The sequence below is a fragment of the Thiomicrospira sp. S5 genome, assembly GCF_003991075.1.
Taxonomy (GTDB): domain Bacteria; phylum Pseudomonadota; class Gammaproteobacteria; order Thiomicrospirales; family Thiomicrospiraceae; genus Hydrogenovibrio; species Hydrogenovibrio thermophilus.
In genome coordinates this window covers 1,132,331-1,158,965 of sequence record NZ_CP014470.1, presented here as the reverse complement: position 1 = coordinate 1,158,965, position 26,635 = coordinate 1,132,331, and the positions used below count along the sequence as shown (strand labels likewise).

Here is a 26,635-nt window from a genome sequence, read left to right as displayed (position 1 = left end):
AACTCAGTCATTGATATTTTCATCGTAATTGTCAATGAAATCGGCTTTCGAGACATCATTAATCATGATCTCAATCTCCTGACCGTTTTTGGTATTGGAAGCATCAATCGTCACTTTCAGGTCGTTTCCATCGCCTTCGCCGTCGGAGAAGTTCAAGTAGGTCTCCAAGTTCGCGGCATCCAAGTCAATGGAATCTTTCAAAACTTCCGACAAATCCAGAACGTCCACACCATCTTCAAAGTCGGTGATAGTGTCCATACTGTCTTCGTCCTGAGCGATTCGGAAGGTATCGGCACCCGCGCCACCCGTCAACTCATCGCTGCCGGTTCCGCCGACAAGGACATCATCCCCTTCACCGCCGAACAAGAAGTCCGCACCGCCGAGACCGTAAATCACATCATTACCGTCGCCTCCGACCAGTGTTTCACCATCGGCCGAACCATCAATGGAACCGCTTGAATCCACCGTCACATCCGGAGTGACCGTTGTGGAGGACACAGTGGAAGTCTCTTCCGTATCGGTCAAGATGGAATACGCTTCCACCGTCACCGTTGGGAAATTGCCATCCACCGAACCGGTCACCAGAGAAATACCGGACGATTGCAGATTGGCAATCGTCGTCGTGTAGTCCGGAGTGGTCGGATCGGCCAACGTAATCACCCAATCGGTTCCATCCTGTTCCAGCGTAGCGCCCGGCAAATTGGCAATATCCACCGTTGAAACACTGGAGCCCAGGCCGGACAACTTGATGACCAGGGCTTCCGAGCCATCTTTATCCAACAAGTCCAAACCGGCCAACAACACCGGAATGCTGTAGCCCGAACCGACAACCGTTTTATCAGCGATTGACGTCACGGACGTCGGGCCGGTCACACCACTGGCCTTGGACTCCAAACGCATTTCGAAGGTGCCGCTGGTAGAGCTGACACTTCCATCAGCATTGTGGTTATTGGACGATTCCACCATCCAGGCAGTGACATCGATATCATGCGAGCCTTTAAAACCAACCGGCGGCGTAACCGCAATATCGTTGACTTTGTCGTACGCCACACCCGTCACCGTGTAGACACCGGCATCATAAGTCACATTGCCGTAAGCCACACCATCCACCGTAAAGACCATACCGTCCGGCAAGGTGTCACCATTGCCGGTTAAGGTAAAGCTTACGGTTTCCGAACCGTCGACATCGTCCAGGTTCATATTCAAGTTAATGGCGACTTCCCCGCTTTCGTCTCCAAACGTGGCGGTTGGGCTCATGCTGAGGAGATCATCGGCCTGAGCAATGAACTCGACAGCCACATCAATCGTCTGAGTATTGCCGGAACCGCCTTCACCACTGGAAACGCTGAGCGTAATGTCGTCCAAGGTTTCACTGACGTGCTCCACCGTTGGCTGAATACCAATTTTTTCCAGGTCTGCCACATCCGATACATTAAAACTGTAATCGTAAATGAAATTACCATCCGCATCTTTTCCGGAAACTTGACCGGTTTGTTTTACGCCGTCATAGTAAACTTCATAACCAAACGGAACCCCACTGAGCGTTGCACTGGAAACCGATTCCGTTGCATCTACCATAGTACCGCTGGTAACCGACAGCATCGCCATCTGGTCTTCCAAACCGGACATTTCGGCCGTAAAACCACTGATTCCATCATCGACCGGTGTGACATTGACGACTTGTGTAATACTGGTCGTTTCCGGGCTGGTCGTATAGCCGGAAGCCCCAGCGTCTTCCTGAGTCGTTACCTTGGCGTCAATGGTCAAGGAACCGTAATGATTCGCCGGTGGTGTATATTCAAAGACCACATCCGTATCCAAGTCATTGATACCACTGATTTCGATATAGCCGTCACCATTGGTCGGCACGTCCACGCCGTTATAGGTAATCGTACCGTGCGTAGAAGCATCGCCATCGGTATAGCTTTCGGCAAACTTCACATAAACTTTACCATCCTGAATAATAGTGCGTGCACCGTCCGCGGCATTGTTCAAGTCCAACGTAATGGTTTGCGCAACTGGGGTAGCGCTTTCCGCGACATTTGTTGCATCAACCGAAATGGTCGTCGCATCGGAAACCGGCGCCAGCTCGGCATCGAAGCCGCCGACACCGCCATCCACGCTGTAGGCGTTTTGACCGCTTGGGTCCTCGCTGACATACGTTACCACTTCGATATCAAAATCGACTTTTTCGACATCCAGAGTATTTTCATTACCACTTGGCGACACCGTCACCGAAGCCAGCAAATTATTGACATCGGTCACATCCCCTTCACCGTAAATGACGTAATAGGTTTCGCCATCCACCACTTGCGTTTCGGTAGTGCCGGAAACACTGTAACCACCCGGCAGGTTCGAGATCAGAATCGCAAACTTCGAACTATCGCCCACGGTGGCGCCATCAGAGGCTTCCACCAAGTCACTCAAATTAAACCCGGTATCTTCCGTCAATTGAACGGTTTTCGGCGTGAACGCCAGGTCCATCGGAGTGCCTGTCTCGTTTTGAACGCCGCCGGCACCCGTTCCGTCGAAAGCAGGATCCGCAACCAACTCAAACGTTTCCGAATTCGTCAGGGTCGCCGAGCTTCCGTCCTGATGCGACACGGTAATGGTGATCTCACCATTAGTGGTAATGGTATTAAAATGAACGGCTTCACCATTGACCAAGAACTGAATGGTATTCAAAGCTCCGTCCGCATCCAACGTCAGATCCGAGGCATTCAACGTCCAATTACCGGAATTGACAATGATTTTATTGCCCGAGCCATCGTCCACCAAGGTATCCCCTGTATAGGTTCCCCCAACGACTTCGACACCTTCCGGCACACCACTGATGGTGATGGCCGTGATTTGTTCACTGCCGTCGTCATCGGCACCATTGGCTTCACTGGCCATGTCGTCCGGAATCAAACTGAAGGGTACATCAATCGTGGTATTCGTTTGATCAACGGTCACGGTATAACCACTGACATCATCACCGTCAACCGACAAGTGCGCATCGGCATCGTTCGCACTGATACCGCTGATCGAAGATGTCGCCGTATCGGTCACGCCATTGACGGTCACGTTATAGGTGGCCGTAATATAGCCGGTATCGGCATCGTCATACCCGCTTGCGCCGGAGGTATCCAGATAACTGGTACCATCGGCCGTCTCGTCAACGGTTTTATACCGTACGTCGAAACTGTAGTCATCATCTGAATCGGCGGGAATGGAAGCCGTCACAGTATCCGTGACATTTCCGGACGCATCCACCGAAAGCGACACCCAACCGCTGCCGATTGGCGCGCCGTTAATGGTCAAATCCACACCGGCAGGAATGCTATCCGCATTGATCCAAACTTCCGTCAACAGCTCATCGGAATCCGAACTGGTAAACGAAAAGTCCAGAGGTTGCACCGTGTCTTCATTTTGGGTCGCTGACGTATTCAAGGAACCGTCGCCACTCAACTCCGGTGTAATCAGTAAATTAAACGGAATCGTATCCACGGCGGATTTGTCACCGTCGTTTTCATACGTTTGCACTTGCAACTCAAAATCCACTTCACCACTGTAATGGATCGGCGCCGTCATCGACACACCGGACAATTCACTGGACTCCACCACCCACTCACGGGCTTCGCCGGTGGCCGATGCGTCCAACAAGGTGGCGCCGGTAATAGAGAATCCATCCGGGACATGGGTAATGGTGACAAAGACGGTTTCGGAGCCGTCACCATCGACCGATTGAATCGGATTGGCGACCTGGTCTTTCAGTAAGCCACTGAGTGAAATCGCGCCCGAATCCTCTTGGACGATGGCATGATAATCATGCGTTACGCCGTCGGTATCCTCAATGGATGTGGTATCAACCGGATCTTTATTGATGGCTTCATCCGCATCACCGGTGACTTTGATGGTCATATCCAATGGACTCGACCAACTACCGGTATCGGTCACATTCGAACCATTCACCATCGCCGTATCATTGGAACGCCCTTCAATTTGAATATCGACGTCTTCGTTCAAGTCGTGCACCGGAATGAATTTAAAATCCGTTGCATTCGAGTAATCGTCGATTTGAAGAGACCATTCCGCGCCATTCTGAACAAGGGTAAAATTGCCCAACGAATCACCGGAAGCCATGACTGTGACAGCGCCACCTGGTGCGGTGATTTGGCCGTATTCGATGAGATAACCGTCATAATAAATCGCTGCATCTTGTGGCAAAACGGACAGTTTGACATCAAAACTTTCGGAACCGTCTTTATCCGACGTAGTGATGGACCCGGACAAGTCGATGCCATTGGCTGCGGAAGCCAGCGTAATGCTGCCGTCGGCTTCCCGGCCATCGTCTTCATAACCGAATGGCTGCTTGATGGCAATGGTCACATCGTCGGCCACCGGGTTCACATAGACATTGAAGACATCGTATTCCGTCGATTCGATTGTCGACTCGGAACTGTCGGCGGCATCGTCATCGACATCAGTTGAAATCACCGTCATATGAATCGCGATGTCACCACTGTTTGTACCTGGAAACCCGTCCGGCGCTTTGAATTCAACCGTCGCCAAATCCGCCGCATCAATGGTCACGCCTTTGGTGGCGTCGGTCACCGTCAGAACGGTTGCACCACCATCCACGGTAAACGTCGATCCGACCGGGGCGTTCCACAATTTTACCTGCAGAGATTCATTACTGTCTTCGTTCGTCACCGACAAGGCGCCGGCACTGTTTAGATCTAACCAGCCGCTGTCTTCATCAATGGCGGCAAAGGTTTTATCGCCTTGCGTGACAATATCGTCATTACCGTCATCGTCTGTATCGTTATAGGCATTATTATTGTTTTTGTCATACTGTTCGGCGACGGGTTTAACGACCACGGTATGCGTTTCATTGGTGATCGCCAGATTTCCTTGGTCATCGGTTTCGAAGACATAATCCAGTTCCATATCCAAGCTGCTGTGCGGTGGCGGCGTAATCAATGCATTTGCATAGTCGTCAAACACATAATAGTCCTGACCGTTGAGCGTGGCCGTTGAATAGGTCGAACCGGAAATCACCGCGCCATCCGTCACCAAGGCATCCAAACCGGATTTCAGAATACCGGCGCGCGTCAACGTTTCACCGCCAGTATCCGAATCGGAAATGGTAATCGTCCCGAATAGGTGAATCGCAGAATCTTCCAGGCCTGACGCCGGCGTCGACATGGACACGTCACCGCCCACTGGCGTCACGTGCAAATCCAAATAAACCTCGGAGGTTTCAACAGAAGCGGTTCCGGCCGAATCCGAATCGGTATCCTGTACATTCAGAGTAATAACGACATCTTCCATGTCCCCGCTATAGTTATCCGGCGGCGTGATTTTAAAGGTCGGGTTTTCTGACAGTTCATCAATAGTGATTTTATGACCGGAAGAACTGATATTGCCCGACGCATCCGCCGTATAGGTGTGAGAACCGATTTGAACCTGTGTACCCTCTTCCAAACCGGAAATGGCGTACCACATTTTTTCCGAACCATCGGCATCGACAAAGCTTTCCTGCAAGGTTGATGTCAGGTCAAAGGTTTGATCTTCTTCAATGGTCAAATCAACGGTATCATTTGGATTCACGGTGGTTTCCAATGTCACTTCCGCGGCCGAACCATCCAACGTTAAGGTTGGTGTATCGGTTACGGCTTGCACATCCACTGTGACGCTGGTCGAATTATCCACGCCGCTGACACCGGAGAAAGGCGTTCCGGAGGCATCCACTTCATATTCTGTCACGCTCATGGTCACATCGAAGTTATCACCGGAGTTGGCTGGCGCCTGCACTTTAAGCCCCTCAAAGTCGGTACTGGACATGGTCGCATCCGCTGACACAGTGGAAATGTGCTCACCATCGGTCAATTCGATGGTAAATTCATCACTTTCGCCGGAGGAGGTGAACAGAACCACTCCTGTGGCGCTCATAATCACCGCGCCATCCGGCAAACCGCTCAAGGTAATTGGCCCCAGTTTTTCGGCATAATCCTCGGCGCCGGTGCTCAAATCGGTGGCATCCGATACCTGCGGTGCATTCAAGCCCAACGCAACAGATTCATCCTCATTGACCGAAATCGTATCCGCGTCCACACTGAGCGTCGCGGCATCGGCAATCGGCGTCACGGTAATGTCCAATGTACTGGTGGCGGTATCGCCATCCACATCCGTCACACTGTAAGCAATCGACGGAATCGTGCCGCTGAAATCGGCTGCCGGTAAAAAGGTGAAGGTGCCATCACCGTTATCGACAATTCGCCCTAGGGTCTCATCCGCTGCATTGGTGCTCAAAGAACCGTCCGCTTGGATATAAGCCTTGCCGTTATCGAAACTGGCAACGGCAACCCCGCCCAGCGTCGAAGCCAACGAATCGACATTTTCACCGGCCAATTCAAACACGGTTCCGGCACTGTCTTCATCCACCGTCAAGGAGACGCCATCCACATCCGGGACGGAATCCTCCACATTGACCGTGACAGAACTGGTAGTCGAAGCACCACTGTCGGTATCAGTAAGCTCGAAACCGAACGTCAGTTGCTCAATGTTTTGGCCATTGCCGTCGACATGATCAATCGGCTGGTGCAATACGAATTCGTAAGTTTGAGTGGCTTTATCAATCGTCACAACAAACACGGTCTCGGAGGCACTTGGTGTGGCTCCAGCCGTACCGGTATGTCCGGTCAGCGTCATGCCATCAGCTGACAAGGTGTAATTCACAGGTGTGCCATCGGCCGTTGTCACCGAAGGATAAGGTGTATCGGTGCTTTCAAACGTCAAGGTATAATTTGGCGTTCCAGCGACGGTCACACCCAACGACTTAGCGCCGTCGGTATCCGTCGATTCATTACCGGACGCATCTCTTAAATCATCTTCATGGACATTAGAATCTGTGCTGCCGCCCACTGACAAATCATCGTAAATGGTGGTTTCGACCGAATCGTCTGTTCCGATGGCCACCGCTTCAAATTCACCGTCCGTATCGGTGATGCCGTTCAGAGTGACGCTATAGACTTCGCCAGCGGCCCCTTCATCGGTGAAATCATCCAACGTATCCACCGAGAACGTCGATTGGCTGGTACCTCCGGCAATGACAACCGTCGTTGTGGAAGTATTTTGATTGTAATCAACGCCGTCAGTGGCATCACTGGTTCCGGCATCTGTATCGACACCATACACAACGGTCACGGCGACACTGCTGCCTGTCGGAACGGTCACCGGATTGCCATCACTGTCGACCAGTTTGACGGTATAACCGGCTTGCTCGCCTTCCGTTACCGTCGCATCGCCGGTAATGATGGCGTACACCGTATCTTCGGTGCCCACGGACGTATCGTCTTGGATTGTCGCCGTGCCTTCAGCCGGTGTCGTATTGGTTACCGTTCCGGAAGTCACATCGGCTTGCAATGCGATTGTTTCATCGTCGGCTTGCAATGCGATTGTTTCATCGCTTTCGTCCAGATAATCGTCTACCAGTTCCGTACGGATTTGCACACTGGTCTCGCCGGCTGGAATCTCAACCCCAGTCGCCGGAACGCTGACCCAGTTGGTGCCGTCATAGTATTCCAGTTGCGGTGTGGTTCCGGTATCGGCTCCGACCGTACCGCTTCCATCATGCAAAGAAGGCGTAAAGACGACGGTTTCATCACTTGGATTACTGAGACTGACGGTGAATTCAATATAGCCGTCAGTGCCTTCGGTAACGGTTTCGTCACTGACACTTAAGGTCGGTGTGTCGTCGTTGCTGTTACCTTCGTCATCGACCGTTCCGTTATCCAGAATCGTGGCGGTGCCGCTGTCGTCGGCGATGGTCACGGTGTTGCCTCCGTTGTCGACCAGGCTGCCGCCCGCAGTCAGAATCACCGTTTCTGGTCCTTCGTAGACGGTGTCGTCGGTGGTGTCGATGGTGACATTCATGTCGGTGATACCGGCTGGAAGTGTGACGTTCCCGCTGCCGTCCGGCGTCAGCGTTTGAGTGATGCCGCCGCCGTCAACGTAGGTGACGACCATGTTGCTGTAGTCGTTGCTTTCGGCGGTGCCGTTGCTTAACGCTAGGTTGATGGTGACGTCGTTTTCCGTGGCGTTGGATAGACTGACTTCATAGGTGGCTTGGTTGCCTTCGGCGACAGTGACGTCACTGACACTTAAGGTCGGTGTGTCGTCGTTGCTGTTACCTTCGTCATCGACCGTTCCGTTATCCAGAATCGTACCCGTTCCAGTATCGGTCACCAGAACACCATCAACAGTGGTCCCTGCAACAATATCAAATGTTTCCGGGCCTTCGTAAATCGTATCTTGATTCGTGGAAACCGCGACATCCAAGTCCGTAATACCCGCAGGAACGGTAACATTTCCGGAAGCATCGACCGGCAAGGTCTGAGTTACGCCCGAACCATCAACATAGGTCACAACCATATTACTATAATCTACCGATTCGGCTGTTCCATTAATTAGTTTTAAGTTAACAACCACATCAATTTCGGCCGCTTGGCTTAGACTGGCTGTAAAGTGTGCGGTCTCCCCCTCAGCAACGGTAACATCATCAATAGTGATGATCGGTGTATCGTCTGAACTGCCATGAGTACCATCATCGTAAATTGTCGTGGTAACAGGCGTAGAATCGAACACTGAGTTTTCGAACTGACCATTATCATTCAAGGCGGAAATTGCAATCGAAAAATTTTCTGGGCCTTCCAAAACCGTATCATTAACAGTAGGAACAGCGAAGCTATAGACAGATTGTCCCGGAGAAAAAGTCTGAGTCACGACTTCGGTAATATCTGCACCCTCTGCCGTTTGGTAGGTATAAATAAATGTTACAGTCGCTGACTGCTCCAGAACCAATGGTTGGCCATTACCGTCTGTAACCGTTACGCTATAGACAGCATCCTGACCTTCCGCAACAGCGTTAACCCCTGACAAACTAAAATGAGCAGTATCAGCCAAACCGGTACCACCATCCACTTCAGTCGCCCCGTCCGTAATTACCGTCGAAACCGGCAATGGCAATTCCGGTTGGACCGTATAACCACCACCAGAAGTTGAAACCACCGAGACTTGATAAGTTTCATTCCCTTCGGCATAGGCATCGTCAGTTGTATTGACGGTAAAAGAAGCAGACGTCTGGCCGGGCTGGAACGTAACGGTTTGAGTCGCTGCCTGATAATCTTTATTTGTTGTCGAAACATTACTCACGGCCAAAATAACGGTAAAGGCTTCTAATGGAGGCGTATCCAATGTCAGTGTATAGGTCGCCACGCCTCCCTCTGTTACGACGGACAAACCAGTCAACTCAAGATTTGAAAAATAACCGTCTTCATTTTCCCGCCCGTCGTCTTCCGTCTCGTCCTCAATAATCGTGGCCGATGTAGTTGTATCATAACCCGCGGTGACTTCGCCTTCTGCCGCCGTTCGCACATAGGTTTCCGCCTCATCATTGGATGAACTGATCGGTTCTTGCTCTTCTTTTTCACTCAGTGACTTGGAGCGATCTTCCAGGATTTTGGCAATTTCCGGCGGTAATTCATCACCGGCTTGCTGGAGCTCATCGAAATTCCCTTCTTCAACGGCACGTTGCAAGGTTTCAAAACTGGTGGCTTGGTCTTGTGTCATGGAATTGATGGAACTAGCCGGAATGACATCATTATCAAGAACCATACGACTGTCACGTCCCAAAGCGATGACATTTCCATCGATCAACTGAACCGATACCGAAGCATTGTCCGACGTCACAATGGTTTCATTCGGATACAACTTTCCCTGCGGCCCTAACCCACGCGTTTGGCCGGTTTCCGTATCAACGACCTGAACATTGCCTTCCACACCAATTACTTCACCAACTGCAATCGCCATAATGGTTCTCCTGAGTGCATACTGTTGTTTTCTATGTGAAGCTAACTATAGTGAGATATGAAAATAATTCCTATTGTCCCTAGGGTCACTTTTTACGTGTTTTTGATAAAAAATAATCGGAAATAAAAAAGCCCTCGGAGCGAGGGCTTTTAGAAAAGAAGATTTGTGATTGAAAAATCAGGCGATTTTCAATTGCTCTTGACTGGTCGCACGCAAAGCCGCGATACGATCTTCCAAAGGCGGATGCGAACGGAACAAGTCACCGAAGCTGGACGCTTTCGCAGAAATCCCGAAGGCCGCCATTTGATCCGGCAATTCACCCGGCTGCATGGTTTGCAAGCGTTGCAGCGCTGCGATCATGTTTTCTTTACCGGCCAAATAAGCACCACCGTTGTCGGCATGGAATTCACGCTTACGCGAGAACCACATGGTGATCATACTGGCCAGAATACCGAACAGGATTTGCGCCACGATGTCTACCACAATAAACACAAAGCTGTGCCCTTCGTTTTCGTTCTTAAGCACCACGCGATCCACAACGTAGGCTACGATCTTAGCGAAGAAAATAACAAAGGTGTTCACCACGCCTTGCAACAACGCCATGGTGACCATGTCACCGTTAGCGATGTGCGCGACTTCGTGCCCCAGTACCGCTTCGACTTCGTTTTGACGCATATTGCGCAACAACCCAGTCGATACCGCAACCAAAGCGGAATTTTTAGTCATCCCGGTGGCAAAAGCGTTTGGCTCCGGCGAGTCGTAAATCGCGACTTCCGGCATGCCGATACCGGCTTTTTCCGCTTGACGACGCACGGTTTCCAACAGCCATTGCTCATCGGCATTACGAGGTTGCTCGATAACTTGCGCCCCTACCGACATTTTCGCCAGCCACTTCGACATGGCAAGAGAGATAAACGAACCTGCAAAACCGAAAATGGCCGCGAAGGCAAACAGGTTACCCAGGTCCAGATTCGTGCCCTGCATATAGTTGCCGACACCTAACAAATTCATCGTAATCATGGCCACAGCCAAAACCGCGATGTTTGTTAATAAAAATAAACCGATTCGTTTCATTCAAAACCTCCAATGGTTACCAAATCGTCTGTTGTTGAGAGTCCAGTCATGTTTTAACACATTAACTGTAGATAATGACTAATATAAGGTTTTTTTATAGAGTTTCAAGCGAATTTTAGACAAGATTCAAACTGCCTTAATCTTTTCACATTTCCGCCCGCCTAAAATAAAAAACCGCCAGGCCTGGCGGTTTTGATGATTTTAAGACTGCAGCTTCTCTTTCAGTATCTGATTGACCTGAGCCGGATTGGCTTGACCTTGCGAAGCTTTCATCACCTGCCCGACAAAGAAACCGAACATCTTTTCCTGGCCGCCTTTATAGGCCTCCACTTGAGATGGGTTGTTCGCCAAGACGTCATCAACCATCGCCTCAATCGCTGAGGAATCGGTGATTTGTTTAAGGCCTTTCTGCTCGATAATCGCATCGGCGTCACCCTCGCCCGCCCAAATCGCATCGAACACCTGCTTAGCAATCTTACCGGAAATGGTCTGATCCTGAATGCGTGCAATCAAACCGGCCAACTGCGCCGCGGAAACCGGTGAATCGGCAATATCCATATCGTTTTGGTTCAGCGCTTTCGACAACTCGCCCATCACCCAGTTGGCAGACACTTTGGGTTCATTGGTTTCCGCCAACACGGCTTCAAAATATTCCGCCATGGCGCGTGAACCGGTTAAGAACGCCGCATCGTAATCCGACAACCCGAAATCCGCGACGTACCGTTGACGCTTGGCCTCCGGTAACTCCGGCATATCGGCCCGGATCGCTTCAATGTCTTCGTCGGTAATCACCACAGGCAGCAAGTCCGGGCACGGGAAGTAACGGTAATCGTTGGCCTCTTCCTTTTCACGCATGGAACGGGTTTCGTTTTTATCGGCATCGTACAAACGGGTTTCCTGCACGACTTGGCCGCCGGATTCCAAAATATCGATCTGGCGCTGAATTTCATACTCGATGGCTTGCTCAATGAACTTAAACGAGTTGATGTTTTTCAACTCGGCACGTGTTCCAAACGGTGTACCCGGCTTATGAATCGAGACATTGGAATCCACCCGGAAAGAGCCTTCCTGCATATTGCCGTCGCAAATCCCCAAGTACTGCACCAGTTCATGCATTTTCTTGGCATAAGCCACCGCTTCCTGAGCCGAACGCATGTCCGGTTCGGACACGATTTCCAACAAAGGCGTCCCGGCACGGTTCAAATCCACCCCGGTTTGCCCTGGAAAGGCATCGTGAATCGATTTACCGGCGTCTTCTTCCAAATGAGCGCGCGTGACACCAATTCGCTTGGTTTCACCGTCCACTTCAATATCCAAAAAACCGCCTTTATCGACGATGGGATACGAAAACTGCGAGGTCTGATACCCTTTCGGCAAATCCGGATAAAAATAGTTTTTACGGTCAAAGACCGAACGTTTACCGATTTCGGCACTCAAGGCCAAGCCCAAGCGAATCGCTTTCGGAATCACCGCTTTATTCAATACCGGCAATTGTCCCGGCATCCCCAAGTCCAACAAATTGGCCTGGGTGTTCGGCTCCGCACCATAAGCAATGGATGAGCCGGAAAAAATTTTTGTTTTAGTGGTTAATTGAGCGTGAATCTCTAAACCAATCACAACTTCCCAAGTCATTGTCCATTCCTTCCTTATTGATAATCCGCAGGCATTTGTTGATGCCAATCGGTATTTTGTTGATATTGGTGCGCCACTTTCAAGAGCGTCGGTTCGCTGTGATATGGACCGACCAAGTGCAGACCAACCGGCAAACCATCGGCAAAACCGGCGGGAACGGACATGGCCGGCAAGCCGGCCAAGTTGACAGGAATGGTGTAAAGATCCGCCAGATACATACTGACCGGATCATCGGATTTTTCACCGATCTTAAAGGCCGGTGACGGTGCTACCGGCCCGACAATCACGTCACATTGCTCAAACGCTTTGACGAAATCGTCACGCACAATGCGGCGCAGTTTCTGGGCTTTCAAGTAATAGGCATCGTAATAACCGGCCGACAAGGTGTAAGCGCCCACCATGATACGGCGCTTCACTTCGGCACCAAAGCCTTCGGAACGGGAACGCATATACAAGTCCTGTAAATCCTGCGGGTTGTCGCAACGATAGCCATAACGCACACCGTCGAAACGCGACAAATTGGACGAGGCTTCCGCCGGGGCCAGCACATAATAAGACGGCACCGCCAAATCCTTGTTCGGCAAACTAACTTCAACGATTTCCGCCCCCAACGCTTCCAGCTGGGCAATCGCGTCGCGAACCGCTTTTTCAACGCCTTCATCCAGGCCGTCACCGAAATATTCCGCCGGGACACCGACTTTCAGGCCTTTGATGTCTTGGCCTAATTCGGCCTCAAAATCAGGCCGGGCCATTTCAATGCTGGTGGAGTCTTTCTCGTCAAACCCGGCCATGGCATTCAACAACCAAGCCATTTCTTCCGCTGAACGCGCCATTGGACCGGCCTGATCAAAACTGGATGCGTAAGCGATCATGCCGTAGCGCGAAACCGCACCATAGGTCGGTTTAATCCCCGTCACGCCGCAAAAAGACGCCGGTTGACGAATCGACCCGCCGGTATCGGAACCGGTCGCCAAAGGCGCCAGGCCTGCCGCGACCACCGCCGCAGAACCGCCCGAGGAACCACCCGGTACGGTTTGCAAATTCCAAGGGTTTTTCGTCGGCCCGAAGTAACTGCTTTCGGAAGACGAGCCCATGGCAAACTCGTCCATATTGGTTTTACCCAAAATCGGCATACCGGCCGCTTTGATTTTTTCCACAATGGTGGCATCGTAAGGCGCAATAAAGTTATACAGCATTTTCGAGCCGCACGTCGTTTTGACGCCGTCGGTACAAAAAATATCTTTATGAGCTACCGGAATACCGGTTAAAGGCCCGCCTTTCCCTTCGTCCAGCATGGCGTCGGCCGCTTTGGCCATTTCCATCGCCAATTCCGGCGTCACCGTCACATAAGCATTCAACGCCGCATCGTAGCGTTCAATACGGTCCAAATAATGTTGTGTCAGCGCAACGCTGGTGATTTCACGTTTGTTGAGCTTGTCGCTCATTTCTTTAACAGATAAAGTGTGCATCTGAAGTCTGTCTCTTTTAGTCAATTACTTGCGGCACAAGGTACATGCCATTTTCCGCGGCCGGGGCCAGCTTTTGATACTTTTCATGCTGATCCACCTCGGTGACCACATCGTCACGCAAACGCTGCACCTGATCCAACGGATGCGACATCGGCTCGACCCCCTCCGTATCCACGGCCTGCATTTGCGTGAAGATATCCAGAATACTGGACAATTTATCCGCCAAAGGCTCGACTTCGGACGCTTCCACCGAAATGGCCGCCAAGCGCGAAATTGACTCGACGTCAGTTTTATTCAAGGACACTTCGACTCTCCATAAACCAAAAATTAAAACCTTATTAAGTTACCACATTTCGAACTTTTCAAAAAGAGACAAGCCGGAAAAAGGCCGACAAAAACCCGGAATAAAACCACAAATAAAACACTCGTTTCCGGGCGAAAAGCCCATAAACGGAAATTTAAGGTTTTATACGAATTTCTATGACAAATAAATGACTTTTCATAACGAGTTTGATATAAAATGTTTGGGTTATTTCTGGGTTCATTTTCCAGCTCAATCAAAGACGATTGAAAAAGTGGCTTTCACCAACACCAATCACTTTGACAAAGCGCCCATTCGGCGACGAAAAACCCATTAATTGAAACCAACGAAACAAGCTATTTTAAGGATTTGCCTCAATGTTGCGTAAAATCATCGGACTCTTTTCTAACGACCTTTCCATCGACCTCGGTACCGCCAACACCCTAATTTATGTCAGAGGAAAAGGCATGGTTCTGAATGAACCATCCGTCGTGGCGATCATGAACAACCGTCAGGGTTCCAACTCCCGTTCGATTGTGGCCGTCGGTGAAGGCGCGAAACAGATGCTTGGGAAAGAGAACCAGAAAATTCAAACGGTTCGTCCGATGAAAGACGGCGTCATCGCCGACTTCGAAGTCACCGAAAAAATGTTGCAATCCTTTATCCGAAAAGTACACGAAGCCCGCTTCTTCCAACCCAGCCCACGCGTTTTGGTGTGTGTGCCTTGCGGCTCCACCCAAGTCGAGCGCCGCGCGATCCGTGAATCCGCTGCCGGTGCAGGCGCGCGTGAAGTCTACCTGATTGAAGAACCGATGGCCGCTGCTATCGGTGCCGGCATGCCGGTCAGTGAAGCCACCGGCTCCATGGTCGTTGATATCGGCGGGGGCACCACCGAAGTCGCCACCTTATCTTTGAACGGTATTGTTTGGTCGGACTCGGTCAAGGTCGGCGGCGACCGCTTTGATGACGCCATTATCAAATACGTGCGTCGCAATTACGGCATGGTTATCGGTGAAGCCACCGCCGAGAAAATCAAAAAAGAAATCGGCACCGCTTATCACGAAATCGAGCCGGACACACTGGAAGTCCACGGTGCCAACATTGCCGAATCGGTACCACGACGTTTTACGTTGAACAGTAATGAAATTCTGGAAGCCCTTCAAGAACCGCTTTCTGCGATTGTCAGTGCGGTTCGTACTGCTTTGGAACACACGCCACCAGAACTCGGTGCCGACATTGCCGAGCATGGTATCGTACTGACTGGCGGCGGCGCTTTGCTTCGCAACATTAACACCATGCTGTCTGAAGAGACCGGCGTCCCGGTCATTATTGCCGATGATCCGTTAACGTGTGTGGCGCGCGGCGGCGGCCGAGCGTTGGAATTGATGGATGAAAAAGGAATTGACGTTTTTTCATTTGACTGAGATGTTTTTTACAGACTCTAACCGCTTTTCGATTTCATTCGGCCTTCTTGTCGCAAGGAGGCTACCATCAACCTGAGCTCCACCTCGCCCCAAAAAGAAGGCACTCAGTTCGTCGCTTTTTTCATTCTCTGTATCGCTTTGATGGTCATGGACCATTACAGCCACCTATTGTCCAATTTCCGCAACCTGCTGCTGACCACCATCGAACCGATTGAGCGCACCGCCACCCTGCCGCTCGACATCTATAACTGGATGCAGAAAGACTACACCACCATCAACCAGTTGCGTTTACAGAACCAGCAACTGCAGACGGAAAACCTGTTACTCAAGGCCCAACAGCAACAAATGGCCAAGCTCAAACTGGAAATCGATCGTTTAAACCGTTTGCTCGGCACCGCCAGCCAATTGGATGCTTCAAAAATCCAAATCGCCACCGTGACCGCTTACAGCCAAACACCCTATGCCCAGTTCTATACACTGAATAAAGGCGCTCTCGACGATGTCGACATCAACCAAACCGTCATCGACGCCAAGGGACTCATCGGCCTGATCACCTATATGACACCGACCTCCAGCCGAGTGCAACTCATCACCGATCCCGATATTCAGGTGCCGGTACGCATCCAACGAACCGGACAGCGCGGCATTCTCAGCGGCATGGGCCACGACCAGCTGTCCCTGATGTTCATTCCCAATTCCAGCTCGGTACAGGAAGGCGATTTACTGGAGACATCAGGCCTGGGCAATATTTTCCCGGAAGGCTACCCGGTGGCGAAAATCTCTCAGGTCAGTAACCTGAAAGACGAACCTTACTATGAAATTTCCGCTGAACCCATGGCAGATTTGAACCGTTCGCAAAAAGTGCTGATTCTCTCAAACCAGATTGGAGAAATCGATGTCCGATAAAGTGTTTTCCCTTCGGGTATCCGACATCAAATGGCTGTTGCTGTTCAGCTACCTGCTGAGCATGGTGATCGACAACATGATGATTTTGAGCTTCAAAATCAACTTCATCCCGTACCTGACCGTCTTAATGTTATTGTTTTGGACCACCCAAATCCTCGATAAAACCCATTTGCTGTCGGCGTTTTTACTCGGCCTGATCTTCGATGCCTCGCTCAACACCCCCTTGGGCTCTCACAGCTTGATTTTTATCACCTTGACGTTTCTGATGCTGCGCTCCCGCTTACGATTCAAGGGTTATCCGCTCTGGCAACAATCCTTAATTATCGGCACTTACATTGCGCTGTTTCAAGTCATGAACTGGTTTTTATTTCATCCGGTTCTTGTCGGGCATGACCTTTTCTACTTCTGGGCCGAACCGTTCATTGCCGCACTCATCTGGCCGTTTTTCTCAACGATCATGCAGCGCCTGACGCAACGATTCGTATTCAGCTAAATGCCATGAGACATCACCACCACCTGTACCAAACGGAAAACGAAATCAGCCAACAGAAACGACTTTTCCGTGCCCGCATCTACTTTGCCTTGGCCTTTGCCATCCTTTTCTTTTTGGTACTGTTGGGGCGCATGACTTACCTACAGTGGATTGGCTACAATCATTATCATTCCATGGCGGAAGGCAACCGGATATCCGTGGAACCCATTCCCGCGGTGCGTGGCCGTATCTACGACCGTAACCACATTCTTCTAGCGGACAACCAACCAGTTTTCGTCCTGAAGTTTTCCAAAGATAAAATCGAAGACATCACCGAAACCATCAACCGGTTACACGAGATTCTGCCAGACCTGCCCGAGCAAAAACTCAACAAGTTTGAAGAACGCCTGAAAGTTTCGAGCAAGTATCGGCCAATCTATTTACCTTATACCCTTTCGGAAAATGAAGCCGCACGCTTTGCCGGTAACAGCTACCAATTCCCGGGCATCACGCTGGTTGCAAAACTCAAACGCACCTATCCTTTCGGCTCCGCTGCGGTGCATGCACTGGGCTATGTCGGCAAAATCAATCAAAAGGAATACGACGGCCTGAACGAATCCCGTTACGCGGGTACCGACGTCATCGGGAAACTGGGCGTGGAAAAATTCTATGAACCCGTTCTCCACGGCTTTCCCGGTCTACAGCAAGTGGAAACCAATGCACGAGGTCGCGTCATTCGAAAACTGGAAACCATTCCCGCCAAACCCGGGAAGGACATTCAGCTCACCCTCGATATCCGCTTACAGGAATACATCGAAAAATACCTGGATGGCAAAAAAGCCGCCGTCGTGGTCACCGACCCGAAAACCGGCGACATCCTCGCTTACGTCAGTTCGCCCGGCTACGATCCGAACCTGTTCGTGGACGGCATCAGCCAGACCAACTATAAAAAACTGCTGTCCAATCACAACCGCCCCCTCATCAACCGGGTTTTGAACGGTCAATACCCACCCGGTTCTACCATCAAGCCCTTTGTAGCCCTGGCCGCCATTGAAAACAACATCATTTCCCCTGAAAAACAAATCTTTGATCCCGGCTTTTTCGAATTCAAAGATCACCGTTACCGTGACTGGAAGCGCCAAGGGCATGGCCTCGTCGACATGAACGATGCCATCGCCCAGTCCTGTGATACCTACTTTTATGAACTCAGCCTGGATATGGGCATCGATTTGATCCACGACTCATTGTACCCTTTCGGTTTCGGCCACCATACCGGGATAGACCTTTACAATGAATCGGTCGGCATTTTGCCTTCCAAGGCCTGGAAGAAAAACACCAAAGGTGAATCCTGGTATAAAGGGGAAACCATCATCGCCGCCATTGGCCAGGGATATTTTCTGGCCACACCATTGCAATTAGCCAAAGCCGCCTCCATCATGGCTAACCGCGGCGAAGTGGTCGAACCTCACCTACTAAAAGGCATGACCGAACCGGAAAAAGAACAAATCCCGATTCAAAAAATTAAAAATTGGGAAGAAGTCATTCAGGCGATGGTTGACGTCATGCACGGTTCGCGAGGAACTGCCAGACGATACGCACGCGACTTGCCATTTAAAATGGCCGGAAAGACCGGTACCGCTCAAGTTTTCAGCTTGAATGAAGCCGAATACGATGAAGAAAACATTAAAAAAAGCCTACGCGACCACTCGCTGTTTATCGGCTTTGCGCCGGTGGAAAAGCCTAAAATCGCCATCAGTGTTATCATAGAAAATTCCACGCTCAAGGCCGCGCCGGTCGCCGTGGACATCATTAAATATTACCTGACCGAGTTGCACGATGAGAATTGATTTACCCGCCAAGGAAAAGGTCTATCGCCAGAACAAAGGGCTTCTGGTGTCGCTGCATATTGATGCCTGGCTTCTACTGGGCATTCTCGGGTTAATCGTCATCGGCAGTCTGATTGTATTCAGCGCTTCCGGCGCCGACCCCGAAGTCTTATCACGCCACCTGCTCCGTGTCGGGTTCGCGTTTGCCTTGATGATACTGTTCGCGCAAATCCCACCCAATTTGATGATGGTTTACACCCCCTGGGTTTTCGCCATTGGCACCATTATGCTCGCCAGTGTTTTGCTGTTTGGCGACATCGGGAAAGGCGCCAAACGTTGGCTGGACCTGGGCTTCTTCCGTTTTCAGCCATCGGAAATCATGAAACTGGCGCTCCCCATGATGATTGCCTGGCTGTTCGCACACGACACCTTGCCGCCCTCCAACAAAAAAATGCTGGTTGGCATCGGGCTCGTCGGACTCATTTCCGGGTTAATTATCGTACAACCCGATCTCGGAACTTCCATTTTGATTGCCATGAGCGGTTTATTTGTTTTGTTCTTTGCCGGCTTGTCCTGGAGATTCATTTTGTCAGCCATGGCTTTGGTCGCCGCCAGCTTGCCGATTATCTGGAATTTCTACATGTATGATTACCAGAAACAGCGGGTTTTAACCTTCCTCAACCCGGAATCCGATCCGCTCGGTACCGGTTACCATATAATCCAATCCAAAATCGCCATCGGTTCCGGGGGCATCGAGGGCAAAGGCTTTATGGGCAGTACACAAGCCCATTTAGAGTTTTTGCCGGAAAGCACCACCGACTTCATCTTTTCGGTACTGGCCGAAGAATTCGGTTTGATTGGGGTCGCAATCCTCTTACTGCTTTATTTACTGGTCATCGCGCGCGGTCTCTACATCGCCTACCAAGCCCAGGAAAATTTCGCTCGCCTGACCGCGGCCAGCCTTGTGATGACGCTCTTCGTGTACGTATTCGTCAACATCGGCATGGTCAGTGGCTTACTGCCGGTTGTCGGCTTGCCTTTACCCTTATTGAGCTATGGCGGAAGTTCACTGGTTACCCTGATGGTCAGCTTCGGCATTCTCATGTCGATCCACACCCACAAACGGCTACTCACCTCTTAACGAAACTTGAAAAACGCCGTTTCGCCTCCATGATCTTTCCATGCTTTTAAGCCGGATAACGCGCGGACGTCTCTTCCGGTTTTACCCCGTTTGTGTTAAATTATCAAAATTATTAATTGCTAAAAAAGATACTGATATCTCATGGTTAAGACGCTTGGTTTTATTTTCGCTTTCTTTGCATTTCTCAGCCCTGTTTGGGCCGACAGCATTCAAACACCGCCTCCGGCCCAACCGGTTCCGCACGTTGTTCCATCACCGCCGAAAACAGCGGCCGAAGCCTATATCCTGATCGATTACAACAGTGGCAAAATCATTGCCAGCCAAAACGCTGACATGCGCGTCGAACCGGCCAGCTTAACCAAAATCATGACCGGTTACGTCGTCATCAACGAATTGAGCAACGGCAATATCAGCCTAGACGACATGGTGACGATTTCACCGAAAGCCTGGAAAATGCCCGGCTCCAAAATGTTCATCGAAGTCGGTAAAAAAGTCTCTGTCCACGACTTGATCAAAGGCATGGTCATCCAATCCGGTAACGATGCCAGTGTGGCGTTGGCTGAGCACATTGCCGGCAGCGAAGAAGTCTTTGCCGAACTGATGAACAAATACGCCGAATCTCTGGGAATGGCGCACACTCATTACATGAACGCCACCGGCTTGCCCAACCCGGATCATTACACGACCGCGGAAGACCTATCTATTTTGGCCCGCGCACTCATCAACAAGTTCCCGGAAGAATATGAGTGGTATGCCCAGAAAAAATTCACGTTCAATGGCATCACCCAATACAACCGCAACAAATTGCTTTGGCAAGACCCTTCCGTGGACGGTTTAAAAACCGGGCACACCGAATCGGCTGGCTATTGCTTGGTAACATCGGCCAAACGTGATGACATGCGCTTGATTTCCGTCGTGCTGGGAACGGACAGCGCCAAACAACGCATTCAAGAAAGCCAAAAACTGCTGAATTACGGTTTCCGTTTCTTTGAAACCCACAAACTGTACCAAGCCGGTCAACGCTTGAATGACGCACGGATTTGGGAAGGACAACAAGACACTGTCGGACTGGGCTTGGAAAACGACCTTTACGTCACCATTCCGCGTGGTCAATACAAAAATTTGAAAATCGAATCCACCATCGACCCGAAAATCACGGCCCCGGTAAATGCCGATCAGCCACTGGGTGAATTGACCGTTTCACTGAACGATGAGACCATCTCCCAGAAGCAGCTGGTCAGCTTATCTCCGGTCGAAGAAGGTTCTTTTTTTAAGAAAATCCTGGACCAAATCAAACTGTTATTCAAAAGTTTGCTGGGGTTCCTGGGCCTTTAATTGAGGACAGCCTATGGGAAAATCCGGACAAATCGCCTACCTGAACGGCGACTTCATTCCCATTGAAAAAGCCCAAATATCCCCCCAAGACAGGGGGTTTTTATTTGGTGACGGGGTTTATGAAGTCATCCCCGTTTACAGCAAACGGCTGTTCACTTTCGAACCGCACCTGAAACGCCTCAAAAACAGTCTCGCCGCCACGGGCATTATGAATCCGCTGGACGACGACGGTTGGCGCAAACTTCTGCAGAAACTGGTCGATATGCATCCCTGGCCAGACCAATTCATCTACCTTCAAGTCACACGCGGCGTTCAAATGCAGCGCGACCATTTGCCCGCCGACAACTTGACCCCGACGCTCTACGCCTACACCAATGAATTAAAACCGGTTTCGGATGACATTCAAATCCATGGCATCAAAGCCGTCACACTGGACGATTTACGCTGGCAGCATTGCGACATCAAAGCCATTACACTGCTGCCCAATATCCTGATGAAGATGACCGCCAAACAACAAGGCGCCGACGATGCCATTCTCATTGACCGAGATGGTTTTGTGACCGAAGGCACGTCCAACAATGTATTCATTGTCCGGGATGGACAACTGCAAACCCCGCCGCAAAGCACCACACTGCTGTCTGGCATCACCCGCCAAGTCATTCTGGAACTGGCTGAACAACATAATATGCCTTTTAGCGAAACCCCATTGACCTTGCCCGACTTGCAAGCCGCCGATGAAATCTGGCTGACCAGTTCCACCAAATACGCCTTACCCGTTACCCAACTCAACGGACAGCCGGTCGGAAACGGTCAACCCGGCCAGGCCTGGCAAAAAATGCAACAACACTTTGAAAACGCCAAACAAGCCCATATAAACAAAGCATTAAACCAATAAAGCCTAAACCGAGAACACGAGAACACACATTATGACGGTCGATTTACACACTCCCGATAACGAATCGTTGATCGATTTCCCATGCGATTTTGAACTGAAAGCCATGGGCCGAAACAACGGCACTCTGGTGGAAACCGTATATGAAATCACCCAAAAATACGCGCCGGATGCCTCCCGCGACAACATTCGCATCAAGGACTCGAAGGGCAGCCGCTTCATTTCCGTCAATATCACCTTCCACGCCACCAGCCTCGAACAGTTGCACAGCATCTATGGTGAACTGAAGCAACACCCCGAAATCCTGATGACACTGTAAGCAAACATGCCCGTTCACATTCGAACCCTCGGCCTGCAACCCTATGAGGACATCTGGCAGGCCATGCAAAACTTCACCAGCGAACGCTCCGACGAGACCGACGATCAAATTTGGCTGGTCACCCATCCTCCGGTCTTCACCCAGGGCTTGAACGGCGACGCCAAGCACCTGCTCGTCCCGGCACACCAGAACAACATCCCCATTATCCAAACCGATCGAGGCGGCCAAGTCACCTACCACGGCCCCGGACAAGCGGTCGTCTATTTATTGTTGGATCTCAAACGTGCCAAACTTGGCGTTCGTGACCTGGTCAGTCGAATGGAAAACGCCATTATCGCCTACCTGGACACCCTCCACATAGAAGCAACAGCTCGCACCGATGCGCCGGGTGTGTACGTTAACGGCGACAAAATTGCCTCTCTAGGCTTAAAAATCCGCAAACAACGCACCTATCACGGTTTGGCACTCAATCTCGAAATGGACATGAGTCCTTTCCACTGGATCACCCCCTGCGGCTTGGAAGGCATTCAAATGACTCAGGTCACCGATCAATTGGAAGACACAACGGCCGTTCCCGACATGGACACCTGCCTGACCGAATTGAGTCAAATTTTATTAACCCATCTGGAACCGGAAATCTCCGGCTAACACACGGCATTTCTTGAATAAAATCGCTTTGGCTCTATAATAACGTCTTTGTTTTATTGGGTTTTCCAGCTTATGACGTCACCACAAATGCACGAAATTTCTCTCGACGCCATCACCGGCTTGCAAAAAGACAGCCTGAAAGCGCGTAACGAACAGATGTCAAAAGGCGAATACAAAACCAAATCGCTGAAACACCGCCCGGACCCAAGCCAGCCCAAACTGAAAAAACCTGGTTGGATTAAAGCCAAATTACCGTCGGCCAAACACATTGGTCGAGTCAAGGAACTCAAACAAATTTTGCGCGAGCAAGGGTTAAACTCGGTGTGCGAAGAAGCTTCCTGCCCGAACCTGGGCGAGTGCTTCGGGCACGGCACCGCGACCTTTATGATTATGGGCCACATCTGCACACGCAAATGCCCTTTCTGCGATGTCACCCACGGCCGACCGAATGCATTGGACAACAATGAACCGCAACATTTGGCCGACACCATCGCCGCCATGCAGCTCAATTACGTGGTCATCACCTCCGTGGACCGAGACGACCTTCGAGACGGCGGCTCCGGTCACTTTTTGCAGTGCATTGATGCCATTCGCACCACCACACCGGACGTTAAAATCGAAACCCTCGTGCCCGATTTTCGCGGTCGATTGACCGTGGCTTTGGATACGCTCGCACAATCGCCTCCAGATGTGCTGAACCACAACTTGGAAACCATCCCACGTCTGTATGAAGAAGCACGCCCAGGTGCGGATTACCAGGCCTCGTTAGACCTACTCAAACGCTTTAAAGCCATGCGCCCGGACACCACCACCAAATCCGGTCTGATGGTTGGATTAGGTGAAGAAATGGACGAAATTCTCGACGTTATGCGAGATTTACGCGCACACGATGTGGAAATGCTGACTGTCGGCCAGTACCTGCAACCGTCGGATTTCCATTTGGGCGTCAAACGCTACTGGACGCCGGACGAGTTCAAACAATTGGAACTGGCCGGCCTGGAAATGGGCTTCACCCACGTGGCGTCTGGCCCGATGGTTCGCTCTTCCTATCATGCCGACCTGCAAGCGCAAGGCCAATTTGCTTAACCGTCTTACACAGGACTCCCGACCATGAATAATTCGATTCAACGTTTTTTATTCAAACACCTCAATATCCGTGGCCAGCATCTGCAAATTGACCAGGCCTGGCAGGAAATGATAAAAGACCGCCACTATACCGCGCCGTTGACCAAGGTGTTGGGGGAACTAACCGCCATGGCCGTCATGCTTGCCAATGGCATGAAACACACCGGTAAGGTTTCCATTCAAGTGCAAGGCAAAGGGCCGGTAAACTTATTAGTGGTCGAATCGACACACGACTTACAGATCCGCGGCGTCGCGAAAACCAATGCCACCCTGACCACCGAATCCACCCTGGAAGAGTTGCTCGGCGACGGCCAAATTTTAGTGACCATGGAAAACACCCAAACAAACGGCATTTTCCAATCCTACGTACCGCGTGAAGAAAACAGCATCGCCCAATCGTTTGAGGTATTTTTAAGCCAGTCCGAACAACAACCGTCCAAACTGTGGCTGGCCGCGAATGAAAACGGCATTGGCGGCGTGATGATCCAAAAAATGCCCACCACCGATGAGCACGACGAAGATGGCTGGGAACGCATCTACATGCTCACCGATACTTTAAAGGACGACGAACTGATCGGGCTGGATGCACAAACATTGTTGCATCGTTTATTCCACGAAGAAACCATCGAACTGTTCGAACCCCAAGACATTGAATTCGAATGTCCGCAAGACCGTAAAAAAGTGGAAGACATGCTGTTATCACTCGGCGAGGCCGAAGCGCGCAAAATTTTAGAAGAGCATGGCGAAATCGTGGTACACAATGAAATCTGCAACTACCACATCCGCTTCACTGAAGAGGATGTGGACCGATTGTTTTCCGGTTCCACTCAAGACACCACATTGCAATAACACCGGAAAACAAAAAACCAAATAAAAAACCGCCAGACCTTTTCTGCCAGTCTGACGGTTTTTTAGAACCGAGAATGTTCAGCCAACACTTGGCAATTAATCGAAATTAACCGTTAACCGTCCTGTTTTCGGGTAAACACCCAATCTTTTTCGGATGATAAATCCGGCGCAAAGCGATAACCGTCGTAATCGAAATACTTCAAATCCTCAACCTGTTCAACCTGATTAACGGCCGCATAACGCGCCATCAAACCACGGGCGCGCTTGGCGTAAAAACTGATCATTTTATACTGACCGTTTTTCCAGTCTTTGAACTGCGGCGTGATGATGTCGGCGTTCAATTCTTTCTTCTTCACCGCTTTGAAATACTCATTGGAGGCCAGATTCACCACCAAACGACTGTCCTGCTCGGCCAGTTGCCGATTCAAGGCTTCGGTCAACTGATTTCCCCAGAAAGCATACAAATCTTTCCCTTCCGCATTGGCGAATTTGGTACCCATTTCCAAACGATAAGGCAAAATCAAATCCAACGGCTTCAACAAACCATACAAGCCGGACAGAATACGCAAATGATTCTGTAGATACGACATTTGCGACTCATTAAGCGAAGACGCCTCCAGTCCTTGATACACGTCGCCTTTAAACAACAACACCGCCTGCTTGGCTTGATCGCCAAACGGCTGTTCCCACGCCTGAAAACGCTCATAGTTCAACTCGGCCAACTTGTCGCTCAAATGCATCAACCCGGCGACATCCACCGGCCCGAGTTGCTTCAAATCATCAATCAAGCGCTGAGACTGCGTCAGGAATTCGGCCTCGGAAGACGGAACCGACGCTGGGGCGGGCGTTTCATCCAACGCTTTGGCTGGCGAGACTAAAAACAACATATTCGCTCCTTGGAATTTTGGGTAGGGAAATTCAAATGAAACTTATTTTAGCGCCAAAACGCAAAAAGGGAAGCCACGCTTCCCTTTTCGGTTCAAAGTGCATCCATTGTCCGTTTAAAGACCGTCCGGCGTCAGCCCTTGCTCTTCCAGAAAATGGCGCAGCTGAGTCACCTCTTCCTTGTTTGCCAGTTCATGGCCGTGGTGCGGCAACCCCAGCGTCAACTCGGCATCATTCAACTTGATGTGCGCACGGTTGGCGTTGGACACATCAATCTCCGCACCGTAATGCTCCAAAGCCGAAGCCAGCTTCTTCCAGTCAATATTCGTCGCAATCGGGTGTGCAAACACTTTTTCAATCGTCACTTTATGTTTGTGGCTCATTTATTATCCTACTGATTTCAATCCATTCATCTGAGTGAGTAATCGGGCGTTATCCTTTGCCCCTTCTCAACTTTTAATATACTCTTATTGACGTAAAAG

The 26,635-nt window shown here is 50.6% G+C and carries 18 protein-coding genes; 11 read left to right on the top strand and 7 right to left on the bottom strand.

Going from position 1 to position 26,635, the window contains the following annotated elements:
• Nucleotides 1-3: 3 nt before the first annotated feature.
• The 5 genes from AYJ59_RS05235 to gatC all read right to left on the bottom strand — a co-directional run bounded on the left by AYJ59_RS05235 (nt 4) and on the right by gatC (nt 14,334).
• On the bottom strand, nt 4-9,855 hold the full coding sequence (locus tag AYJ59_RS05235) for a Calx-beta domain-containing protein (RefSeq protein ID WP_127119462.1): 9,852 nt from the start codon (nt 9,853-9,855) through the stop codon (nt 4-6).
• 177 nt (nt 9,856-10,032) lie between these two features.
• Nucleotides 10,033-10,929, bottom strand: coding sequence for a protease HtpX (htpX, locus tag AYJ59_RS05230; RefSeq protein ID WP_029938508.1), 897 nt, complete (start codon nt 10,927-10,929; stop codon nt 10,033-10,035).
• 201 nt (nt 10,930-11,130) lie between these two features.
• Nucleotides 11,131-12,561: an Asp-tRNA(Asn)/Glu-tRNA(Gln) amidotransferase subunit GatB gene (gene gatB, locus AYJ59_RS05225; RefSeq protein ID WP_127119461.1), complete on the bottom strand. Its 1,431-nt coding sequence runs from the start codon at nt 12,559-12,561 to the stop codon at nt 11,131-11,133.
• A 14-nt stretch (nt 12,562-12,575) separates the two neighbouring features.
• Nucleotides 12,576-14,030 (bottom strand): Asp-tRNA(Asn)/Glu-tRNA(Gln) amidotransferase subunit GatA, encoded by a 1,455-nt coding sequence (gene gatA, locus AYJ59_RS05220; RefSeq protein ID WP_127119460.1) that lies wholly within the window; start codon nt 14,028-14,030, stop codon nt 12,576-12,578.
• 16 nt (nt 14,031-14,046) lie between these two features.
• Nucleotides 14,047-14,334 carry an Asp-tRNA(Asn)/Glu-tRNA(Gln) amidotransferase subunit GatC gene (gene gatC / locus AYJ59_RS05215; RefSeq protein ID WP_029938511.1) on the bottom strand — a complete coding sequence of 96 codons (288 nt, stop codon included), beginning with the start codon at nt 14,332-14,334 and terminating at the stop codon, nt 14,047-14,049.
• Between the two features lie 374 nt (nt 14,335-14,708).
• Between gatC and AYJ59_RS05210 the strand changes: the two genes are divergently transcribed.
• From AYJ59_RS05210 to hslO, 11 genes are all read left to right on the top strand, one after another.
• Nucleotides 14,709-15,755: a rod shape-determining protein gene (locus AYJ59_RS05210; protein WP_029938512.1), complete on the top strand. Its 1,047-nt coding sequence runs from the start codon at nt 14,709-14,711 to the stop codon at nt 15,753-15,755.
• 36 nt (nt 15,756-15,791) lie between these two features.
• Nucleotides 15,792-16,661 (top strand): rod shape-determining protein MreC, encoded by an 870-nt coding sequence (gene mreC / locus AYJ59_RS05205; RefSeq protein ID WP_127119459.1) that lies wholly within the window; start codon nt 15,792-15,794, stop codon nt 16,659-16,661.
• Entirely contained in the window at nt 16,651-17,154 is a 504-nt protein-coding gene (gene mreD / locus AYJ59_RS05200; protein ID WP_127119458.1) for a rod shape-determining protein MreD, read from the top strand. Before mreC ends, mreD begins: the two co-directional genes overlap by 11 nt.
• A gap of 5 nt (nt 17,155-17,159) precedes the next feature.
• Nucleotides 17,160-18,980, top strand: a complete 1,821-nt coding sequence (mrdA, locus tag AYJ59_RS05195) for a penicillin-binding protein 2 (protein ID WP_127119457.1) — start codon at nt 17,160-17,162, stop codon at nt 18,978-18,980.
• Nucleotides 18,970-20,100 carry a rod shape-determining protein RodA gene (rodA, locus tag AYJ59_RS05190; RefSeq protein ID WP_127119456.1) on the top strand — a complete coding sequence of 377 codons (1,131 nt, stop codon included), beginning with the start codon at nt 18,970-18,972 and terminating at the stop codon, nt 20,098-20,100. The genes mrdA and rodA overlap by 11 nt, the downstream gene beginning before the upstream one ends.
• A gap of 141 nt (nt 20,101-20,241) precedes the next feature.
• Nucleotides 20,242-21,435: a D-alanyl-D-alanine carboxypeptidase family protein gene (locus AYJ59_RS05185; protein ID WP_127119455.1), complete on the top strand. Its 1,194-nt coding sequence runs from the start codon at nt 20,242-20,244 to the stop codon at nt 21,433-21,435.
• Nucleotides 21,436-21,448: 13 nt separating this feature from the next.
• The gene (locus tag AYJ59_RS05180) at nt 21,449-22,330 is read left to right on the top strand and encodes a D-amino acid aminotransferase (RefSeq protein WP_127119454.1); all 882 of its coding nucleotides are present in this window, start codon (nt 21,449-21,451) and stop codon (nt 22,328-22,330) included.
• A gap of 31 nt (nt 22,331-22,361) precedes the next feature.
• A complete protein-coding gene (locus tag AYJ59_RS05175; RefSeq protein WP_029938519.1) occupies nt 22,362-22,646 on the top strand; it encodes a YbeD family protein in 285 nt (94 codons plus the stop codon).
• 6 nt (nt 22,647-22,652) lie between these two features.
• Complete coding sequence (gene lipB, locus AYJ59_RS05170; RefSeq protein WP_127119453.1) at nt 22,653-23,294, top strand: lipoyl(octanoyl) transferase LipB; 642 nt, start codon at nt 22,653-22,655, stop codon at nt 23,292-23,294.
• A gap of 87 nt (nt 23,295-23,381) precedes the next feature.
• The gene (lipA, locus tag AYJ59_RS05165; protein WP_127119452.1) at nt 23,382-24,380 is read left to right on the top strand and encodes a lipoyl synthase; all 999 of its coding nucleotides are present in this window, start codon (nt 23,382-23,384) and stop codon (nt 24,378-24,380) included.
• Between the two features lie 24 nt (nt 24,381-24,404).
• Nucleotides 24,405-25,268, top strand: coding sequence for an Hsp33 family molecular chaperone HslO (hslO, locus tag AYJ59_RS05160; RefSeq protein ID WP_068649885.1), 864 nt, complete (start codon nt 24,405-24,407; stop codon nt 25,266-25,268).
• Between the two features lie 113 nt (nt 25,269-25,381).
• Here the strand turns inward: hslO and yaaA are convergent, their stop codons facing one another.
• Nucleotides 25,382-26,155, bottom strand: a complete 774-nt coding sequence (yaaA, locus tag AYJ59_RS05155) for a peroxide stress protein YaaA (RefSeq protein WP_127119451.1) — start codon at nt 26,153-26,155, stop codon at nt 25,382-25,384.
• Between the two features lie 114 nt (nt 26,156-26,269).
• A complete protein-coding gene (locus tag AYJ59_RS05150) occupies nt 26,270-26,536 on the bottom strand; it encodes a hypothetical protein (protein ID WP_029938524.1) in 267 nt (88 codons plus the stop codon).
• Nucleotides 26,537-26,635 lie beyond the last annotated feature (99 nt).

What these genes read in the sequence shown, in the direction of transcription:
- AYJ59_RS05235 (WP_127119462.1), bottom strand. Translation starts at nt 9,855, where the DNA reads ATGGCGATTGCAGTTGGTGAAGTAATTGGTGTGGAAGGCAATGTTCAG.
- htpX (WP_029938508.1), bottom strand. Translation starts at nt 10,929, where the DNA reads ATGAAACGAATCGGTTTATTTTTATTAACAAACATCGCGGTTTTGGCT.
- gatB (WP_127119461.1), bottom strand. Translation starts at nt 12,561, where the DNA reads ATGACTTGGGAAGTTGTGATTGGTTTAGAGATTCACGCTCAATTAACC.
- gatA (WP_127119460.1), bottom strand. Translation starts at nt 14,030, where the DNA reads ATGCACACTTTATCTGTTAAAGAAATGAGCGACAAGCTCAACAAACGT.
- AYJ59_RS05210 (WP_029938512.1), top strand. Translation starts at nt 14,709, where the DNA reads ATGTTGCGTAAAATCATCGGACTCTTTTCTAACGACCTTTCCATCGAC.
- mreD (WP_127119458.1), top strand. Translation starts at nt 16,651, where the DNA reads ATGTCCGATAAAGTGTTTTCCCTTCGGGTATCCGACATCAAATGGCTG.
- mrdA (WP_127119457.1), top strand. Translation starts at nt 17,160, where the DNA reads ATGAGACATCACCACCACCTGTACCAAACGGAAAACGAAATCAGCCAA.
- rodA (WP_127119456.1), top strand. Translation starts at nt 18,970, where the DNA reads ATGAGAATTGATTTACCCGCCAAGGAAAAGGTCTATCGCCAGAACAAA.
- AYJ59_RS05185 (WP_127119455.1), top strand. Translation starts at nt 20,242, where the DNA reads ATGGTTAAGACGCTTGGTTTTATTTTCGCTTTCTTTGCATTTCTCAGC.
- AYJ59_RS05180 (WP_127119454.1), top strand. Translation starts at nt 21,449, where the DNA reads ATGGGAAAATCCGGACAAATCGCCTACCTGAACGGCGACTTCATTCCC.
- AYJ59_RS05175 (WP_029938519.1), top strand. Translation starts at nt 22,362, where the DNA reads ATGACGGTCGATTTACACACTCCCGATAACGAATCGTTGATCGATTTC.
- lipB (WP_127119453.1), top strand. Translation starts at nt 22,653, where the DNA reads ATGCCCGTTCACATTCGAACCCTCGGCCTGCAACCCTATGAGGACATC.
- lipA (WP_127119452.1), top strand. Translation starts at nt 23,382, where the DNA reads ATGCACGAAATTTCTCTCGACGCCATCACCGGCTTGCAAAAAGACAGC.
- hslO (WP_068649885.1), top strand. Translation starts at nt 24,405, where the DNA reads ATGAATAATTCGATTCAACGTTTTTTATTCAAACACCTCAATATCCGT.
- yaaA (WP_127119451.1), bottom strand. Translation starts at nt 26,155, where the DNA reads ATGTTGTTTTTAGTCTCGCCAGCCAAAGCGTTGGATGAAACGCCCGCC.
- AYJ59_RS05150 (WP_029938524.1), bottom strand. Translation starts at nt 26,536, where the DNA reads ATGAGCCACAAACATAAAGTGACGATTGAAAAAGTGTTTGCACACCCG.